The organism is Fibrella musci (genome assembly GCF_041321105.1).
Classification (GTDB): Bacteria; Bacteroidota; Bacteroidia; order Cytophagales; family Spirosomataceae; genus Fibrella; species Fibrella musci.
This window is the reverse complement of sequence record NZ_JBGGWD010000001.1, coordinates 1-16976: the sequence shown is the minus strand read 5'-3', so window position 1 is coordinate 16976 and position 16976 is coordinate 1. Positions and strand designations below refer to the sequence as shown.

Annotated in this window: 12 protein-coding genes, 3 tRNA genes and 1 CRISPR repeat array; of the genes, 12 read left to right on the top strand and 3 right to left on the bottom strand. The window is 52.1% G+C overall.

Annotation, left to right across the window (positions count from 1 at the left end):
- Positions 1–6 precede the first annotated feature (6 nt).
- Together ACAW74_RS00075 and ACAW74_RS00070 are read right to left on the bottom strand one after the other, a co-directional pair.
- The gene (locus tag ACAW74_RS00075) at positions 7–711 is read right to left on the bottom strand and encodes a hypothetical protein (protein ID WP_370696151.1); all 705 of its coding nucleotides are present in this window, start codon (positions 709–711) and stop codon (positions 7–9) included.
- A gap of 114 nt (positions 712–825) precedes the next feature.
- Positions 826–1779: a VWA domain-containing protein gene (locus ACAW74_RS00070; protein WP_370696150.1), complete on the bottom strand. Its 954-nt coding sequence runs from the start codon at positions 1777–1779 to the stop codon at positions 826–828.
- A 227-nt stretch (positions 1780–2006) separates the two neighbouring features.
- Here ACAW74_RS00070 and ACAW74_RS00065 point away from each other — a divergent pair.
- A tRNA-Ser gene (locus tag ACAW74_RS00065) sits at positions 2007–2096 on the top strand.
- Positions 2097–2098: 2 nt separating this feature from the next.
- A tRNA-Pro gene (locus tag ACAW74_RS00060) sits at positions 2099–2171 on the top strand.
- A gap of 444 nt (positions 2172–2615) precedes the next feature.
- Here ACAW74_RS00060 and ACAW74_RS00055 read toward each other — a convergent pair.
- Positions 2616–3533: a hypothetical protein gene (locus ACAW74_RS00055; RefSeq protein ID WP_370696149.1), complete on the bottom strand. Its 918-nt coding sequence runs from the start codon at positions 3531–3533 to the stop codon at positions 2616–2618.
- A gap of 1773 nt (positions 3534–5306) precedes the next feature.
- Between ACAW74_RS00055 and ACAW74_RS00050 the strand changes: the two genes are divergently transcribed.
- From ACAW74_RS00050 to cas2, 10 genes are all read left to right on the top strand, one after another.
- Positions 5307–5380, top strand: a tRNA-Arg gene (locus ACAW74_RS00050).
- Positions 5381–5732: 352 nt separating this feature from the next.
- On the top strand, positions 5733–6677 hold the full coding sequence (locus tag ACAW74_RS00045; RefSeq protein WP_370696148.1) for a helix-turn-helix transcriptional regulator: 945 nt from the start codon (positions 5733–5735) through the stop codon (positions 6675–6677).
- Positions 6678–6762: 85 nt separating this feature from the next.
- Positions 6763–7431, top strand: a complete 669-nt coding sequence (locus ACAW74_RS00040) for a CRISPR-associated endoribonuclease Cas6 (RefSeq protein ID WP_370696147.1) — start codon at positions 6763–6765, stop codon at positions 7429–7431.
- 14 nt (positions 7432–7445) lie between these two features.
- Positions 7446–8012 carry a hypothetical protein gene (locus ACAW74_RS00035; protein ID WP_370696146.1) on the top strand — a complete coding sequence of 189 codons (567 nt, stop codon included), beginning with the start codon at positions 7446–7448 and terminating at the stop codon, positions 8010–8012.
- On the top strand, positions 8009–10252 hold the full coding sequence (gene cas3 / locus ACAW74_RS00030) for a CRISPR-associated helicase Cas3' (RefSeq protein ID WP_370696145.1): 2244 nt from the start codon (positions 8009–8011) through the stop codon (positions 10250–10252). The genes ACAW74_RS00035 and cas3 overlap by 4 nt, the downstream gene beginning before the upstream one ends.
- A gap of 1 nt (position 10253) precedes the next feature.
- The gene (locus ACAW74_RS00025; protein ID WP_370696144.1) at positions 10254–11600 is read left to right on the top strand and encodes a hypothetical protein; all 1347 of its coding nucleotides are present in this window, start codon (positions 10254–10256) and stop codon (positions 11598–11600) included.
- A 17-nt stretch (positions 11601–11617) separates the two neighbouring features.
- Positions 11618–12661, top strand: coding sequence for a CRISPR-associated protein Cas7 (locus ACAW74_RS00020; protein WP_370696143.1), 1044 nt, complete (start codon positions 11618–11620; stop codon positions 12659–12661).
- 2 nt (positions 12662–12663) lie between these two features.
- A complete protein-coding gene (gene cas4, locus ACAW74_RS00015) occupies positions 12664–13221 on the top strand; it encodes a CRISPR-associated protein Cas4 (RefSeq protein ID WP_370696142.1) in 558 nt (185 codons plus the stop codon).
- On the top strand, positions 13218–14303 hold the full coding sequence (cas1b, locus tag ACAW74_RS00010) for a type I-B CRISPR-associated endonuclease Cas1b (protein WP_370696141.1): 1086 nt from the start codon (positions 13218–13220) through the stop codon (positions 14301–14303). Before cas4 ends, cas1b begins: the two co-directional genes overlap by 4 nt.
- A gap of 27 nt (positions 14304–14330) precedes the next feature.
- Entirely contained in the window at positions 14331–14594 is a 264-nt protein-coding gene (gene cas2 / locus ACAW74_RS00005; RefSeq protein WP_370696140.1) for a CRISPR-associated endonuclease Cas2, read from the top strand.
- Between the two features lie 226 nt (positions 14595–14820).
- A CRISPR array of direct repeats spans positions 14821–16817; the repeat unit is 29 nt; unit sequence CTCTCAATCGCACCTGTGGGTATTGAAAT.
- Positions 16818–16976: the final 159 nt, after the last annotated feature.

The window sequence follows — 16976 nt, the reverse complement described above, 5'->3', positions numbered from 1 at the left end:
AAGGGTTTACCAGCGGCCTGCCGTCGGTTGGGGTTTCGTTCGTCGGGCTTTTCGCCGGGCCAGTTCGTAAGGCAGGTCATCGGCCTGTAGGGCGTCTAGCAGTTGCTTGGCCTGCTGTTCCGACATGGCCGTGTTGCGGAAACGGTTGAGCTGATCGCGCTGCTGCTCAGTCTGTTCAACGCGCTGCCCCTGCGTGGGCTGAGGGGCTTCGGTGGGCTTCGGTGTCTGTTGAGCGGGCTTCTTCGCCGGCTTTTTACCCGAAAAACGCAGTTTCACCAGTTCATAGTTCTGGCGGGCGGTGGCGTTGTTGGGGTTGCTGAGCAGCGCTTTCTGGAAATGGGTCAGCGCGGTGGTGGTGTCTTTTGCCAGGCAGGCCAATACGCCCAGTTGGGTAGCAGCGGTGGCCATCAGTTCGGGGGTTGGGTCGATCCCCGGCTGTTGCAGTTCGCGCTGGGCCGCCTTGTACTGCCGCAGTTGAAACAGCGACTGCGCCACGTTGATCCGTTCGGCCAGGGTGGGCGATGGGGTGGTTTCTTCGACGTAACGGTACAGCGCGAGCGCCTCGGTGTAGCGCCCCGACCGGTAAGCGATGGCCGCCTGCTTACGCGCCCGATTCCGCCGTGATACCAACCCCAGCGAGGAATCGCTCAGGGCGGTTTCCAGCCAGGAAACCAGCAGCACACTCAGAATAACGATACGGGATAGCAACATAGACGCCCCAAAAATAGGTGAAGATTGTCATTGGTGGTCATTGGGCGTCACCCTCATTAATCGCCATTCGTTGCTTGACGATGGCTGATGCGACGCCTGATCAACGATAGCCACTCATAGCCGCAGCGTTCGAACCGTGATCAGGATGTCCAGGGCGATGAGGATCAGCGCCGCCCCCAGAAAGTAGTAATACTTGTTGGTCGACACCACGATCCGCCGTTGGTCGATGGTGCGGCCCGGCAACGACCGCAGGGCGAGCGCAATGTTGTTGGCAACGTCGTCGGTTACGTCGGCATACCAGCCTTTTGTCGTTTGGGTGAGCGACCGCAGAAACTCCCGATTCAGCCGCGACTGCGCCACCTGTCCCTGCTCGTCGGTCAGGAAGCCGCGCCCCTCCCGGATGGGGCTACCCGCCTCGGTGCCCACGCCCACCGTCAGCAGGGCAATGTCGTACTTGCGGAGGGCATCGAGTGTAGCCGGGGCGCAGGCGCCAAAATTTTCGCCGTCGCTCAACAACACGATCGCCCGGGTACGTTGCTGCGTGCTCGAATCAGCCAGCATTTTCTGACGAGCCAGATCGATTGCCGCGCAGAGGTTGGTGCCCCCGCCCACGGCATCGGCCCGCACAGCCCGGAGCAACTGATGCATGGCCGCGTGGTCGGTGGTCAGGGGTGCCAATACAAACGCATCATCGGCCACCAGCATCAGCCCGAACCGGTCGGTGCTTAGCGAATCGGTGAGTTGTTCGAGCACGTATTTGGCCCGTTCGAGGCGAGTGGGCGCAATATCGGTAGCCTCCATCGAGCGCGACACGTCGAGCAGCAAAAACACATCGCGCCCCTGCGACGACACGGCCCGGGTGGCTTCGCCAAACAGCGGCCCGAGCAGAGCCATGAGCAGCATGGCGATACTCAGCGACCGCAACACGAATTTGGGGACGATCGACCAGGGGGTGGTGTGCAACTGACGGGCCAGCCGGATAATGCGGATAAAATAACCGACGTACCCCAGCAGGAAGACAAACAGGATGCCCCATTCAAGCCACGAAAACGAATAGAGCCAATTCATAAAAAAAATATGGAGGTCAATCGGGCCAGCCAGCGGCTATTTCATCCGACTCATTGCCAGCCGCTTGCCCGTTGGCCAGGCCCGCCCAAACGGCATTGATGGGGTCAAAAATAGCACAGCAGCCGCTTTGGCTGTAAAGATTTTCTGGGATGTCGATTGGAGAACGCTCATTAGTCGCCTATATTTGCACCCGAATCAACCAGAAATGGGGGATTCAATCAGCCAGTGGAGAGATGGGTGAGTGGCTGAAACCAGCAGTTTGCTAAACTGCCGTACCCGCAAGGGTACCGCGGGTTCGAATCCCGCTCTCTCCGCCACTCGGGGTGTAGCGCAGCTGGTAGCGTACCTGGTTTGGGACCAGGGGGTCGCAGGTTCGAGCCCTGTCACCCCGACGAGTGAGAACCCCGGAATCAAACTGATTCCGGGGTTTTTCTATTTATAGCCCATTTGTTGGCCGCTGCTTTTCCAGACAGGTACGTTCCTGAGAAGATGGCTATCTTAAGCCAGCTTCACTCCCGATCTTATAGATTCCGATTCGATCAATGATCGTTCTAGCCCCACGGCCGTTGGATGCCTCTGCTTCGACACGTACCTAACTACACCGACGCGCCTCGCCCTTGGGAAATTGATCAGCACTATCACCCTTGTATCGACACGCTATACGTAGACAGCCTGCGAGTGTAGCGGCACTGTCGCCACTCCAGCCCGGATCAGACGTATACGTACCTGCACAAGTACGGGGTGATCTTTGAGGGGCAGGACCTTACTGACTTCCCGGCTGCTTGGTCATAGCAATGGCTAGAAAAACAATATCATTCCCAACTTCACAAATCAACTTACCTCACGAATAAAGCTTTATTATAATAGAGAGTATCTATATGGCCATTATTCAACTTATAGACATTTGTGTATATATTATATTCTGTAACAGTCATCCCAGCCCGCTCCACCCTTTTGGGCTCTATCTTTAGATGCTGAATCCACCGTCCATTTAGTGCATCAAAACGAAAAAGTAGATCGACTTCGTTTAGATCTACCCCTTCGACAGAAATATCAATGTCCCGCCTTTCGTAAGGACTAACTTGCCCGTAAGAATATCTAGAATGGACAAGTTTAGAGCCATCTACATACTCTCCGTAAAATTCCTTAAAACTTTTAAAGCTGTCCAGTGAAATCTTATAGTTTTTAGGGCATACACACGCAAGCATACCTACATTACTTAGTATATAAGAGTCATTATGCTGGACAGAAGCGTATTCATCTCCATTTTTGTAATCTCCTACACTTGAATGCATTAGGCGAAAACCAATACCAGCAGGTATATACATATCTAAACTAACATAGCAAAAATTATCCCCCCCAGTAACATAGTTTACTGCTTTTGAACTAAGCCGCGCAACTTCATCGCTCTTATGGGCTAGATCAGCGTTTAATCTGGCAATTTCTTCACTTTTATTATTCTGAATTTCCTCTAATCTTAAAAGTTGCTCTTGCTTGGCGATAAGTTGCTCCTGTTTAGCATTAAGCTCAGTTGAAAACCTAGCTTGTTCAGCTTTACTTTCTTGAGCAATACGGGCGATTATATCACTCTTCTTGGCGTTCTCCTCGCTTTTACGAGCAATTTGCTTATTGAGTTCACTGTTAATTCTACTTTCTTCAGCCTGCTCTAATGATGCCCATAGAGCAGCTCCAGCACTCAAAAGTGCCCCAAAAAATGCTAAAATTACCGGGTAAGACATTTTATTCAATTTCATGTATAACGGGATAACTATACCATGCACAATTCTCAAAAGAAGTTTAAGCGTTGCACTTTTCAAAGAATAGACCCTGCTAAGGAGCTTAGCAGGGTCTATTCTTTTTCCCTCAACATAACATTCATAGAAAAACTAGTATCCGTAACAGCCTACTCCGAATTGACTATAAAACCAATAGAATATATATTATATATGATTGCTTGATCAATAAAAAATATAATCATGTTTTTTTATGTTGATTGAAATCCACGTTGCTCCTTTCTACGTACAGTAGGTACAGCCGCCGCTTTATCCAACTACGCTCACCTTTATAGTCACTCCTTTATCCAACTAAACTCATGTTCGGTACGCCTCACCAATTAGCCCCACCGGCAAGCGGCTGACTGTTCGGATCAGTTCATAAGCAGGCACTTTCCTTTACTATTGACTAGTGGTTTGATCGGGCTAAAGACCTCAGTTGCCGCTGATACGGAGCTTTCCTACCGTAGTTAATCAGGCAACGATGAACATCAATCAAGTGGCCATTTTCAGGCATTATACTTGTTGGTAGGTCGGGCTCTTTTTGAACCAGCAGGAGAACATTGTGTCTCCTGCTGGGCGATTCATGTTGAATAAAGCGTTGATAACTCTTTAAAAAGAGTGTATAGAGGTAATTATTCTATCACATTCATAGGTTATATGTAATATTGAAACTATTACAATATGATCACTATAACCACCTCATTATCAAGATTGTTTAAGTAAGTGTCTAAAAAAAAGTAGATTAATTTCGTGTGAAGTTATGCTTATTTTTCACAACTACGTATAGACTATAGCGTTACTATAGAATATACTTACTTTTTCTGATGTACTACAATTTCAACTAATCGTATATTTACAGACTAAAATCGACCGTTTAATATATAAACAGCCCCTTTTTCTCACGACAGAAGCTTCATGTGAACAGAAGTAATTGTGTTGGTACTCCATTTGCTAAACGTATATTATCCTACAAAGGGAAACTTACTTCAACGTTATCAATGAATTTTTCTACTCACATGCAATCTTGCATTTGTTCCTTCGCCGGTACTACTTTTTACGGTATGCAATAACAAAAAGCCACTACAGTCTGTAGTGGCTTTATCATTATTAGTTGGATAAAGCGTAATGTGAAAAGCCTCGGTTTATGTGAACTGAGGCTTTTTTGTTGTCTGATCAACGCAAAACCGGTTCACCAATTCGACTGCTTATTATATGGCAAAACCTACGCCAATATAGACGGGGATTAGTCAGCTATTTTTTGTACATAACCCTATTATATACTTACATAAATACCAGAATTGAATTAGTAATTCATGCACTTATATTTTGTCAGCTTGTCCGCCCCGAAAACAGGTAACGGCTCCCTTCGATACGAGGGCATTCTGGTATTGCCAGGTGATCGGCGGTGTCTATCAGCTTCTCCGTAGCCGACTGCTTTTTCTTTCGGATAGACAGCGTTTACCCAATACGCTTAGAAGCCTTGGCTCTCAGCCTGTTCCCTCGGCAAAGGCCATGTCTTCACCCAGAACGGCTGTACGCTCACAGGCTACCGCCTACTGACGATCCGGCCGATTGGCCGGGCTGACGTTTGTAATTGCCCCCTTCAGGCCCTACTTTTGGGGTTCCTGTTGGTGACACAGCCGGTTGCTGCGTCAGTTTCACCCGGTCAGGTAAACTCAATCAGTCGGCCTGTATGGCCTACCAGGCACCACCTAACGACTGTGTTGACTTTCAGCCATATATACCTCAATTGGTCCCGTAGCTCAGCTGGATAGAGCATCTTCCTTCTAAGAAGGCGGTCATAGGTTCGAATCCTATCGGGATCACACTAAAAATCAGCCAGTTAACCAATCAGGTGACTGGCTTTTTTTGTACAGGTAAAACATTAGGTAAAACAAGTTTAAGAAATGTAATGAGGCTCCAGTGGTTAGAACTTATGTATAGGCTAGTGGTTGATCTTGTGCAGATCATTTGAAACGAGTTACCTAACCTAGATCGTTAAGCTGTAGATTCATCACGACTGGTGTCCATCAACGCTTGCCCGTATACTGCCCCCTAGAGTTCGGGCGAGTGATTGATTAAGTAACGCCGTACAAAAACTATCTACTTTAGTTTGAGTGACAACACGTTGCATGTTTGTCTACATTTATCAAGATTTGGGAAGCACTTGTTTCCCTCATGAAAGACGCCACCCAATTACGCCGTCATCTCCACATCATCCGGCTTGTTGACCGACCCTTTACCTATCCAACCCTCAAAGTGCTTAGCGCCCATCTGCGCGACCACGACCTCGACAAACACTCCATTGACACCATTGAGCGGGATCTGCACAATATCCGGGGCGAGTACGGTATTGACATTGCTTATGACCGCAGTCAGCGCGGTTACTTCCTGAACATTCCCGACGACGAAGACTTGAGCGATTTCCGGGCATTTGTGCGCCTGCTCGAAGTCCGCGAACGGTTCGAGATGCTGACGCGGGCGGGCAGTCAGGCGGGGCGGTATCTGCAACTGGAACAGCACGATGGCTTCCGGGGGCTCGACTTGCTGAGTACGTTGCATCAGGCCATGCAGCGGCAACTGGTCGTTACGTTTACCTACCGGACATACAGCAGCCTGCCGGATGTGCAGCAACGTACTCGCCGTATTGAGCCGGGCCTGCTGTTCGAGTACCGGAATCGCTGGTATCTGGATGGCTACGACCTGGACGTACCCAATCGGCAAACCGGTGAACGCACCTTCGGCCTCGACCGGATCGACAACCTGCAACTAACCCCGCAGCCCTTCCGCCCCGACCGGGGGATCGACTACCGGGCGGCCCGCCAGCACGTAATCGGTGTAACTGCCCCGCCCGACCAACAGCCCGAGCGGGTGGTATTACGGTTCACGGGTGTTCAGCGCGAGTACGTCCAATCGCTACCCCTGCACCACAGCCAACGGGTCGAGTCAACCGATTACAAGGCTAACTTGACTGTCTCGCTTTACGTAAAGTGCAACCCCGAACTCGAACGCGAAATCCTGGCTTTTGGCCAATTTGTGGAAGTGCTGGAACCGCACTCGCTCCGGAAAGAGATCGGCGAGCGGGTACGTTTGATGGCTGGTCTTTACGCCGACCAACCGTAGACTATTTTCTGTTTTCTCGGCCACTACACCCACATTCTGCGGGAGTGACTGCCGTTTCTTTGCCTTCACCAAACCATTAGACTCTATGCGGCTGCAACTACACCTAAGCCCCAACACCCAGCCTGTGCCCTACGACCACCTGCATAACCTGACGGGCGCAATTCATAAATGGCTAGGCCCCAACGAGCAACACGACGGCCAAAGTCTCTATAGTTTCGGCTGGCTACGTGGGGGCGAGAGCAGTCGAGGCGCCTTGCGTTTTCCACAAGGCGCCAGCTGGACTATCTCTTTTCATGATGTGCAACGGGCCAAACAATTGCTAGGTGGTTTGCTGGAAGAACCCTTGGTCATGTTTGGTATGGTCGTGATAGAAGTTCGGGAAGTAGCTCCGCCCCGGTTCGGCGATTTTTATCAATTTTACACCGATGGCTCATCAATATTAGCTCGCCAAAAACGCGCCGATGGGTCACGCGCCTACCTGCTATGGGACGACCCCACCGCTGATGAGGTGCTGACCACCTCACTCCAACGGAAGTTAGCACTGGCTGGCTTCGATGCTAACCAACAGCAGGTGCGGGTACGTTTCGACCGCGACTATGCGCTAGCCCGTACGCGGAAAAGCACAATCAAAGGCGTTCACCACCGGGGCAGCGAGTGTCCGGTTATCGTAGAGGGCTCGCCAGAAGCCCTACATTTTACCTGGCTGGTCGGTATGGGTGACCTCACCGGCTCTGGTTTCGGAGCCTTACGCTAAATCACAACAGGACTATGAACGAAGAAACCTACCACGTCGTCCGCTACACCGGACCGTTCGGCTACATTAAACCGTGGACAGCCGTACGTGATGAATTGACCTTCAGCCAGCAGTTTCTGACACCTAGTATCATTGAAGGCATCCGGCAGAAGTTGGGTGTCTCGGCTATTTTGCGGCATCGGCTTACCTATCACAAGATTGATCAGCAGCAGGAACGTACCCAGGCGCGGGCCTTTAGCATTGAAGCCAAAAAACGCCGGGCCACCCGCGAACAGTCGATTTTGACGCGGGGCGTGATGCTCAACCCGACGCTTATGCTGGCCTTCCCGACGCAGGAAGAGGCGACCTTGGCAACCGAGCAGCACATCTGTTTGTGCCGGAATGAAGACCTGCTCTTGCCTGATAATCGGGTAAGCACACTCTCGCCGGCTGAGTTCAGTCAGCTAAGCGGTTTTGAACTACGGTTTGGCCCGGGACCTGCGGCGATTATGGTAGGGTACAACCGTTTTCAAGATAACCAGCCTATGTATGGTACCATTGAGATTGTAGGGGAGCCCGTCGGGATTGAGCCGTTTGAATGATGGAGCTTTACGCTAAAAGCCCCGAACAAGGCGGGCTAACACTGTTGCAACACACGCAACACGTACTGGATGCTGTGCTGCCGATGGCCCGCCACTATCGCATGAATACGCGGCTCGCCCGTCTGGGAGCTATCCTGCACGACTGCGGGAAAGCACATCCCTACTTCGCCCGTATGTTGCAGGGGCAGGTTTCGGAAACGGAACGCCTGCAAGCTCACCCACACCGGCATGAGATATCGTCACTGTTGTTTTTACCTCTTTTCGATAAATCCGATTGGCCAGTTTTGATCGAAATGGTTGCGGCGCATCACAAATCGGTAGAGGCGTTGGGCGGGGGATCGCAGCGTGGTCTGATTGATTTAGCCTGTGATCTATACGGTCTCAAGCCTGTCTTTAACCGCCATGCCGATTATGTTTATGGTACGCAGTCTGTAGTCTGGGAAACCTGGTCGGAACAGGTCGCGCCAATGCTGAAAACGCTGGGTGTACGGTTTCGGACCATTAGCCGTGAAGAAGCCTACGAAGCGTTCAGCTTTGCTGTTGCCTTTTGCGAAAACCGCCCAAATGGCTGGTCGAAGTGGCGGGGCTTGCTGATGAGCGCTGATCATTTTGCCTCTGAGCACATGGCCGAAGCAAAGGGGCTGTTGGCGGACTATTATAAACTGCCTAACCTGTCATATTACCAACGCCAATCGGACCTGCATCCCTTGTCGATGCTTCGTGCCGACCAACGTGCCCGGCATACGTTTGTGGTGGCCCCTACGGGTTCCGGTAAGACGGATTACCTCTTGCGTCGATGTCGGGGGCGTGTCGTCTATACCCTACCGTTTCAGGCATCGATCAACGCGATGTTTCTACGCATCGATCGTGATCTGAACATGAAAAACAACACCCGACTGCCCAAATCCGAACAAACCGACGTGCGGCGGGTGCATTCAGCGTCACGGGTGCGGCTGCGCGACGAAAACAAGAAATTGATTGAAGAAGAGCAGTTCCGGCAGCGCAACCCCGGTGCCAGTGTCAAAATTGCCACGCCGCATCAGGTAGCCTCTATCGTATTTGGCATAAGCGGCCACGAAGCGGCGGCGCTCGACATTGCCGGTTGCGACGTGATTCTCGACGAAGTGCACGTATATGACAATCAAGCGCGGGCAATGATGCTCAAACTGGTGGAAGCGTTGGTGCAACTGCGTTGCCGGGTGCATATCGGTACGGCGACCATACCCGACTCGCTGGCTTCTCAGCTTGTTCAGGCGTTGGGTGGTGCGCACCGTGTATGCCGCATTACGCTTGGGAGCCGAATACTGACGTCATTTAATCGACACATTGTTAATAAGCTGCCAGATGAAACCGCTGCCCGTAGAGTAGTTGCGGAGGCTGTTGAGTCGAATGAGCGTATTTTATTTATTGCCAATCGAGTGGCGCGGGCTCAGGAACGCTACGAATGGGCCCGAGCAACGTTTCCGAACGTACCGGTCTTACTGGTTCATAGTCGGTTTCGGCGTTGCGACCGGGCCGAACTAGAAGCCAAAATCACGGAGTTCGACCAACGGCATGGGCCATGCATTGTCATCGCTACGGCGGTTGTGGAGGTTTCGTTGGATATTTCGTTTGACCGGATGGTTACCGATGCCGCTCCGCTTGATAGTTTGATACAACGATTCGGACGGGTGAACCGCCGACGTACTTCCGCTACGCTCGGGCAATACAAGCCCGTGCATGTGATTGAACCCCCTACCTCGAAGCGGGATAATCAGCCTTACGATGCCGATTCGGTACGGCGAAGCTTCGATTTGCTGCCCGATGGTTTACTGCGGGAAACAGCGTTGCAGCGGCTCATCAATGCCGTTTATAAGGACATCAACGTACCCAGCATCGACGTGCATACGCAGCCTATTCGGGAATTATGCCACCGTCCTAAATCGGTGCTGATCGATGCGCTGGAGATCGACGGGGCGTGTTGCATCCGGGAGTCCGACCGCGATACGTACCTGAAAGCCCGCAGCGACCAACGCCAACAACTCGAAATTCCGGTACCGTGGACGTCGTTGGCCCCCTGGGTGATAAAAGGAAACTGGAAGCCGCTCGAAACTGGTAATTACCCCTATGTCATTAATGACGCCTGGTATCAGTATGCCCCTGACGACTCTAACCAACTAACCGTGGGCCTACGATTCCCATCGACAACCGAAGCTGGTGGAAATACCGCCGGATTACCCACGCCTAATCGAATGTTCTGATATGTATACCGCCTACATTGGTCGACGGCTGGTTGACCTGATCAATGCCCGCAACGAGACACAACTTACCGTTGGGGCTTTCTTTAAAAGTGAGCAGTATTTCGGCCTTTTTTTCGATGATGAGCGCTACCTGCAGCACGTCAACAACTCAAAATTCGATCAGGCGTATAAGCAGAAAGGCAAGACGCCTCTAACCGCCGATTTGCGGGCAAGTGTGCTGGTGGCACAGCAACATCGTATTGAAAAGTACACACCCGACGGGTCGTTTTTTTTGGGCGGGGCCGCCGCCGAAGCCACGGCGGGCACATCGGGGCAGGTGACTGATATTGCCCTGCCTATCTCGCCAGAAGAGGTGTATGCTTCCTGGATTGGGGCGGCGCTGGGCATTGGTGTTAGTGGCGGCCTGAACTTACTAGTCGATGACGACCGGCTACTACTGACGCTGTATGAGGGCTGGACGCTGTACCGATGGTACATGCAGGAGACTCCTAAACTCAAACCCCATCAGATCAACACCTGGAATGGATGGTGGCTCATTACGGCTTTTAACCGGAAGTTCAACCCGGCCAACCCGTTCGAACGGCAACCCGATGCAAAAGTGGATAAAGCGACGGGGGGCATCAGTCTGGAAACTCAGAAATGGGTGAAGGTCATGTTTGCGCTGGCCCGCAACCTGCCGCCCGCGCAGCCACTGACGACCTACGTATATTCGCTGAGCCAGATGAACACCACGATTGGGTTTATCCAGATTCGGCTTCGCGACATGGTTACGGTTGAGCATGAACTAAGACGGCAACTTTTCGCCCACCGAGGCGACCTCAACGACGAGGCAATCGACACGCTCTATAACACGGAATTGGGCTTCCAACGGGCTTGCGAATTGGGGGCTATCGGCATTCAGGCGCTTGAGCCGGAAAGCCTGCGTGACTATATGTCGAGGGGCGACCGGCCGGGCAAGCCATTCAAAAGCCCCAAACACAAAGACGATCCCTTACTGATTACCTACACGATTTACCAAACCTGGCTTATGGCTATGCTTGATAACCAACAACTCCTTAACCTGAGTGAAGAAGTCGCTCAGATACTAAGTAACATCGGTGCGCTGTCGCAACGAGGCAAAACAACGAATCGCAATCTGGTTCAGCGAGTGCTAGAGGCTACGTCGCGCCCGGAGATCATCAAGCAACTGGCTGGCTTAGTGGCTGTGGCCCCCGAACAACATGCCATACTGGACCAAACCACCAACGTCGTGGCAACCATGCAGCTCACCCAGATCCCTTTGTTTATAGCACTGCTCAAACTGAAGTATGCCGTTGCTGAAGCTAAATCGACTCAATCAATTAAGTAAACCCAGTCTAAAGTACCATGAAACCTTACATCTATCTGCGCGGACTTCGCGCTGTTGAACACACCGTTTTTGTCGTTCAGGATGGGCAAAAGAATTATTACGACCCCACCTTCAATAAGCGCGTGGCCTACTCAAGTGGGCAGCAGGTAAAACGGTCAATCCTCGACAAACTAGCCGAAGACACCGGCGAAGGGCGGGCACCTATCACGTTCAATTACGAGATCAACGCCAAAGATGAGTTGAGTAACAAAGAACCCTGGTCGCCTTGCGACCCCGCTTATGCCGACCAGCTCATCGGCGGCTGGATGCGCGCCCGCCCCGGCGTGGTGACGCTGAAACGCCGCAGTCCGCTCTCAATCTCGGCTATGCGCCCGTTACACCCGTATCTAGTAAGCCTGAACGATGAAAACCTGACCTTTGACCGGAGCGAGCAAACCGCCAAACGCGCTCCAGTACGCGTACTAAACGCAGCCGGACAGGAGATGACTGACGATGACATTGCTACGTACCTGAAAGACAATAAGCGTACCCTGCCACGTAGACACTGGATTCCCGACAATACCCGCACCACCGGCCTGTTTGTATTCGACATTGCAATCGACCTTAAACGGCTGTTTAGCGTATCAATCAATCAGCACGAACCTGAGCTTGATGCAGCCAAAATTGAATCCCTGCAAAGCGCTGGTTGGGTACGTTCAGCAGATGGAGAGCGGCTTATTGCCCCGGCTTCACGGCGCGAACAACTTATTCCAGCGTTGGCAACAGCGCTGGTCAATTGGCAGATCACGAGTAACCAAGCGCGTACCTACAGCCCGCAACCGACCCTGGCCTTAGCCATCAGCGACAACGCTAGCCGAATCACGGGAGCGATCCGCGCCGACCTGAGCGAAGACGATCTGAAGCGAGCTGAACCCGTAGCGGAAGCGATTGATGGCGTGAGCCTGTTCACGTCGCTGACCGCAAAAGGCTACCTGCGAGGGACTAACGGAATGGTCGATGCGATGGAAAGGGCTGAGCAGCAACTGATCAATATGCTCTCTGCGTACTCATACGAGAACTAGTCGTGACCTCGCCGTCTGAACTCCGTATCGGTGGGATGCTAGTGGGGTATTACCGGCTATGTTCGCGGAAAGCATGGTTGTCGATGCGGGGGATCTGGATGGAGCAGGAGTCGGAAGCCGTCGCGCTGGGGCGGCTGCTCGATCAGCACAGCTACGACCGCGACGAAAAACACCTGACCATCGAAGCCGAACTAACCGACTCAACAACCAGTCAGTCGATTCAACTGATTGGCAAGATCGACCGGGCGAACCTGCGAAACGGGGTGTTGCACGAAACCAAAAAGAGCCGGTCGTGCGAGGAGGCCCACCTATGGCAGGTCCGCTTTTACCTGTGGTTGCTAGCCCTGAACGTACCTGACGTAGGTACGTTCAGGGGGCAACTCGATTATCCGCTGCTCCGTCGAACCGAACGAGTATCGCTCGAACCCGATCACGAAGCCGAGTTGAGGCGCACCGTTGCCGCTATCCGCGACCTGGCAACGCAAGACGTACCGCCGTCTCGCCTGGTCAAACGGTCGTTTTGTACCAAGTGCGCTTATGAAGAACTCTGCTACGGATGAAACAACCTTACTATCTCTTTTCCAGTGGGCGGCTGCGGCGGCAACACAACACGCTCTCGTTGGTAAGGACCAACGCTGAACGCCAACCCGACGACAATCCTGACGATGAAGGCTTGCTTTCTGGAAGTCTCGACGGGAAAGCCCAACCGTTTCCCGTCGAGACGGTCGACAGCCTATATGTGTTCGGGGAACTCGATCTAAACACCAAGCTGATCACGTTTTTGGGTCAACAGGGTATTCCGGTGTTTTTCTTCGATTATTATGGCTACTACACGGCCACGCTCTACCCACGTGAGGCGCAGTTGTCGGGGCGGGTACACATCGAACAGGCCCGGCATTACCTCAGCCCTAAGCGGCGGCTGTTGCTGGCGAGGGCTTTTGTGGAGGCAGCCCTATTCAATATTGAACGGGTCATCAAATATTACCAGCCCCGGCTTGATGGCGAGGCAAAACTTGCCGTGCAGGCCACCCTGGCCGACCTCATCCGCGACCGGGAAGCTCTGCCTCTTACGACCGATATACTCACATTAATGGCCGTAGAAGGGCGCATCCGAAATCGATACTACCAGCTTTGGCCGCACTTTCTCGGGCCCGACGTAACGGCTCGCTTTCCGTTTACGAAGCGGGGGCGGCAGCCACCATCCAACGAACTAAACGCGCTGATCTCGTTTGGGAACACACTCTGCTACACCACCGTGCTTCGGCAGATTTACCGCACGGCGCTTGACCCGACGATTGCGTTCCTGCACGAACCCGGCGACCGGCGGTTTTCGCTCTCGCTCGATCTGGCCGAGGTATTTAAGCCTGTGCTGGTCGACCGGATGATTTTCCGGTTATTGAAGACAGGCGAAATCCAGCCCAAGCATTTTGAGCAACGACTGGGTGGCTGCTACCTGAACGAGACGGGTCGTAAGATCGTGGTGAGCCACTGGGATGATCGGCTTCGACAAACCGTGCATCACCGGACGTTGAGCCGCAAGATTTCCTATGAACGCCTGATCCGGTTAGAGTGCCACAAGTTGGTTCGGCATCTATGTGATCCGGTGGGTGACCCCTATCAGGGCCTGCATATGTGGTGGTAATGTACCTGAAGCTTGTTCTTTGACATCATGCCTTATATAATCGCCGTGTACGACGTGGGACAGAAACGCGTCAGTAAAATGCTCAAACTGTTTCGCCGCTACCTGACGTGGGTACAGAATTCGGTCTTTGAGGGGGATCTGACCGGGGCGCAGTTGAAGCAACTGCAATTGGAGGCAGAGGCACTGATGGATGAGTCAGACGGGCTGGTGTTTTATACCCTCCGCGATGAACGGTACACTGAACGAACCGCACTGGGCGTCGACAAAGCGCAACGAGGTCGTTTTCTATAGGACCGGAGTCGTCGGCCTGCTGAGAGGGCTAGGTATGTTGAGTACGTGGATGGGTAGACCCAAGCGAAGAAAAGCCCCAAAACGGCCATTACGTGCTCTAAAGGACAGTCGTCGGCCTCCCGATGTTTTGGCACGATCGGAGGTCGACGATAATTTAAGTCCATTATTAAGAACTAAAATGCCCTATCCAACGCGGATAGGGCATTTTTTAGGTCCATTTTTGCCCCTCTCAATCGCACCTGTGGGTATTGAAATCTGTTGTTACCGACCATTGAGCGGGCGCAACGTCGGGCTCTCAATCGCACCTGTGGGTATTGAAATGTGTGATGTCTGAAACGTTCATATTGTCAGTTGATAGCTCTCAATCGCACCTGTGGGTATTGAAATAGATCACCATCGAGCAGGGCGGCTACCGGGAGGTCGACTCTCAATCGCACCTGTGGGTATTGAAATGAACTCTCGCTGGTGAACGTCCACATCAACTCCTTTGGCTCTCAATCGCACCTGTGGGTATTGAAATTTGGTAATCGTAAACTGGGCTTTCGCCATTAATTCAGCTCTCAATCGCACCTGTGGGTATTGAAATACGGTAAACTGATCATCCACCACGCCCCCGAGGTTATCTCTCAATCGCACCTGTGGGTATTGAAATAAACCAAAAAACAACTGCACATGCACAGTCAGGCAGCTCTCAATCGCACCTGTGGGTATTGAAATTTTTAACATGACGTGCAACAGGGTTGTTTTAGGACCGCTCTCAATCGCACCTGTGGGTATTGAAATATAGCCGCCAGCAGCAGCGACAGGGTACGCCAGGTGCTCTCAATCGCACCTGTGGGTATTGAAATCGACAGCCTGATGATGGACTGGATGCACCACTACAACACTCTCAATCGCACCTGTGGGTATTGAAATATGGTACAGGATTCAATTCATGTTGTACGCGAATGACTCTCAATCGCACCTGTGGGTATTGAAATAGCCCAGCGCGATCGTCTTGCGATCGGAGCCATCACCTCTCAATCGCACCTGTGGGTATTGAAATAATGTCAATTCCTTTCACTTCGCGCAAATAGCGCCTCTCAATCGCACCTGTGGGTATTGAAATACTGACTCAACCACCCTTAACGCGTAAAACCATTACTCTCAATCGCACCTGTGGGTATTGAAATCCGTCATCACGAAGCGGTGCAGATTCTCGTACTCTTCTCTCAATCGCACCTGTGGGTATTGAAATCAACAACGAAGCCGTCGTTAAGCAGCTTCTAATCCGGCTCTCAATCGCACCTGTGGGTATTGAAATAGAAAAAAGGCACATTCAGCAGGCGGGGCAGGATCTTCTCTCAATCGCACCTGTGGGTATTGAAATGGAACAGAGTCTGGTACGCCTCGTCTTCAATCAGGCTCTCAATCGCACCTGTGGGTATTGAAATTAGATGTGCTCCAGCACGAACTGCCCACCGTAATCCACTCTCAATCGCACCTGTGGGTATTGAAATTAGACGCCAAACTCAAAGGAGAACAACAGGAGCCGCCTCTCAATCGCACCTGTGGGTATTGAAATGAGGCTTTCAAGCGCTTGGTTCAGTCCATCAAACGCGGCTCTCAATCGCACCTGTGGGTATTGAAATTTGCCATAGTAGTAAGCATCGCTGAAGGTCATGCCGGCTCTCAATCGCACCTGTGGGTATTGAAATCCGGTAGTCGTCGACGTGTTCGAACTGGTGGGCGTTACTCTCAATCGCACCTGTGGGTATTGAAATGATTGCCATAGGGTTAATCGGGCGGCGGTTCGACTCGCTCTCAATCGCACCTGTGGGTATTGAAATTTGCCATAGTAGTAAGCATCGCTGAAGGTCATGCCGGCTCTCAATCGCACCTGTGGGTATTGAAATCCGGTAGTCGTCGACGTGTTCGAACTGGTGGGCGTTACTCTCAATCGCACCTGTGGGTATTGAAATGATTGCCATAGGGTTAATCGGGCGGCGGTTCGACTCGCTCTCAATCGCACCTGTGGGTATTGAAATCTGAGCTGGCCACCCGCTTCAACCTTAAACCGCTGGACTCTCAATCGCACCTGTGGGTATTGAAATCAGGCGGTCGGCGGGCTCGATGCGCCGGTCTACTGCTCTCAATCGCACCTGTGGGTATTGAAATATAGACACGACGCCCGTTGTCGTGTTGACCGTCACAGCTCTCAATCGCACCTGTGGGTATTGAAATCAGAACACCTCATTGGCGGCGTCGCGGCCAAACATGCCTTTAGCTTTGAGCAGTAGTAAGAAATCAAGATTATTACACCCCGTAATGCTACTCTCAGTCAGGCACTTTAGCAAACATGCAAGGCTCGAAAGCCTATTAAGAGATTAAATCCTGGCTGAG

Bases quoted from the DNA above. Each gene is read 5' to 3' on its own strand.
- ACAW74_RS00075 (WP_370696151.1), bottom strand. From the start codon at position 711: ATGTTGCTATCCCGTATCGTTATTCTGAGTGTGCTGCTGGTTTCCTGG.
- ACAW74_RS00070 (WP_370696150.1), bottom strand. From the start codon at position 1,779: ATGAATTGGCTCTATTCGTTTTCGTGGCTTGAATGGGGCATCCTGTTT.
- ACAW74_RS00055 (WP_370696149.1), bottom strand. From the start codon at position 3,533: ATGAAATTGAATAAAATGTCTTACCCGGTAATTTTAGCATTTTTTGGG.
- ACAW74_RS00045 (WP_370696148.1), top strand. From the start codon at position 5,733: ATGAAAGACGCCACCCAATTACGCCGTCATCTCCACATCATCCGGCTT.
- ACAW74_RS00040 (WP_370696147.1), top strand. From the start codon at position 6,763: ATGCGGCTGCAACTACACCTAAGCCCCAACACCCAGCCTGTGCCCTAC.
- ACAW74_RS00035 (WP_370696146.1), top strand. From the start codon at position 7,446: ATGAACGAAGAAACCTACCACGTCGTCCGCTACACCGGACCGTTCGGC.
- cas3 (WP_370696145.1), top strand. From the start codon at position 8,009: ATGATGGAGCTTTACGCTAAAAGCCCCGAACAAGGCGGGCTAACACTG.
- ACAW74_RS00025 (WP_370696144.1), top strand. From the start codon at position 10,254: ATGTATACCGCCTACATTGGTCGACGGCTGGTTGACCTGATCAATGCC.
- ACAW74_RS00020 (WP_370696143.1), top strand. From the start codon at position 11,618: ATGAAACCTTACATCTATCTGCGCGGACTTCGCGCTGTTGAACACACC.
- cas1b (WP_370696141.1), top strand. From the start codon at position 13,218: ATGAAACAACCTTACTATCTCTTTTCCAGTGGGCGGCTGCGGCGGCAA.
- cas2 (WP_370696140.1), top strand. From the start codon at position 14,331: ATGCCTTATATAATCGCCGTGTACGACGTGGGACAGAAACGCGTCAGT.